2 protein-coding genes are annotated in these 1,805 nt (G+C 75.6%); one reads left to right on the top strand and one right to left on the bottom strand.

Annotated elements, in window-relative coordinates; all coding sequences use genetic code 11:
• A partial coding sequence (locus HUW36_RS32125; RefSeq protein ID WP_174531494.1) for an ArsR/SmtB family transcription factor occupies window positions 1-424 on the bottom strand: 424 nt, incomplete at its 3' end.
• Between the two features lie 133 nt (window positions 425-557).
• On the opposite strand from HUW36_RS32125, the gene HUW36_RS32130 reads away from it, so the two are divergent.
• Window positions 558-1,805, top strand: a 1,248-nt coding sequence (locus HUW36_RS32130; protein WP_174531495.1) for a family 43 glycosylhydrolase, incomplete at its 3' end; no start/stop codon positions are given.

Here is a 1,805-nt window from a genome sequence, read left to right on the forward strand (position 1 = left end):
GGTCCAGCACCCCGCGGGCGAGCAGCGCGTCGTGCAGCAGCACGCCGAGCCGGCCGGCGAGGTGGTCGTAACAGGTCCGGGCGTACGCCAGGGCGGCACCGGCCGACGCGGCGCGCAACGTGCGGGGCGACGTGGCCGGGGCGGGCGTCCGCGCGGCCAGGTCCTCGACGAGCTGGGCGACCGACGGGTCGGCCAGGCGGACGTACCGGTGCCTGCCCTGCCGTTCCTCGGCCAGCAGGCCGCCGCGCACCAGCCGGGTGAGGTGGTCGCTGGCGGTGGAGGCCGCCACCCCGGCGCGTCGGGCCAGCTCACCGGCGGTCCAGGCGCGCCCGTCGAGCAGGGCGAGACAGAACTCGGCGCGGGTGGGATCGGCGAGCAGGGCGGCGAGTCCGGCCAGCGCTCGGCCGTCGGCGCGGGTGGTCATCGGCCCATGCTGGCACGGGCACGGTTCGGGCCGGACCGGAAGGTGCCGCGCGGCGGTTCTTTACATCGTTGTATCCAACGTTGTACAAACGGGTGCACCGCAGTGACCTCCGTCTACCTCCAAGGCAGGCCTGATGGGACACCTCCGCCGTGGCGGCGTGCTCGCCGCCGTCCTCACCCTTCTGCTCGCCGGCGCGTCACCCGCACCCGCCGCCGGGCCCGACCGCTACCGCAACCCGGTCTCCGCCGGGTTCGCCGACACCTTCGCCGACCCGGTCGTGGTCCGCGGCGACGACGGGCTCTGGTACGCCTTCGGCACCTCCGACCCGCTGCGCGAGGGCGAGCGGACGGCCCACCGGGTGCCGATCACCCGCTCCGCCGACCTGGTCGACTGGAGCTACGTGGGCGACGCGTTCGCCCCCGACCAGCGGCCCGCGTACGCCGCGCCGGGCGCCGCGTTCTGGGCGCCCGACGTCCGCCGGCTCGGCGGGCGGTGGGTCATGTACATGACCGTCACCGACACCACCGTCTCCGCCGACACGTTCGACACCGCGGTCGGGGTGGCCACCGCGCCGACCCCGGCCGGCCCGTGGACGTTCGCCGACGATCCGGTGGTCGCGCCCCGCCCCGGCGCGGGCGGCGGCTACCTGTGGACCATCGACCCGAGCCAGCTCACCGGCGCCGACGGCCGGTCCTGGCTCTACTACGGCAGCTACTACGGCGGCATCTCGGTCACCGAGCTCTCCGCCGACGGTCTGCGCGCGGTCGGCACCTCGACCCCGGTCGCGATCGACAACAAGTTCGAGGGCGCCTACGTGCTGCGCCGCGACGGCTGGTACTACCTGTTCGCCTCCACCGCCAACTGCTGCGCCGGCCCGGCCACCGGCTACTCCGTCCAGGTCGGCCGGTCCCGTGACCCGCGCGGCCCGTTCACCGACCGCGACGGCCAGCGCCTCGACGTCTCCCGCGCCGGCGGCACCCCGGTGCTGACCCAGAACGGCAACCGCTGGATCGGCACCGGCCACAACGCCGTGCTCACCGACCTGTCCGGGCAGGACTGGATCGCCTACCACGCGATCGACCGGGCCGACCCCTACCTGGACGAGCCGTTCGGCGTCAACGAGCGGCCGATGCTGCTGGACCGGCTCGACTGGATCGACGGCTGGCCGACGGTGAACGCCGGCGCCGGCCCCTCCGACGGCGCCCGCCCGGCGCCGGTCACCACGGGCCGCGTCGACGCCCGCTTCGCCACGTCCGACCTGCGCGACTGGCGGGTCGAGAGCGGCACCTGGCGGGTGGCCGGCGGGGTGCTGACCGGCACCGGGACGCTCACCTCGCGTACCCGGGTCGGCGGCGACCTGCGGGTGGAGACCGACGTGCGG

The organism is Micromonospora maritima, from assembly GCF_902825405.1.
Classification (GTDB): Bacteria; Actinomycetota; Actinomycetes; order Mycobacteriales; family Micromonosporaceae; genus Micromonospora; species Micromonospora maritima.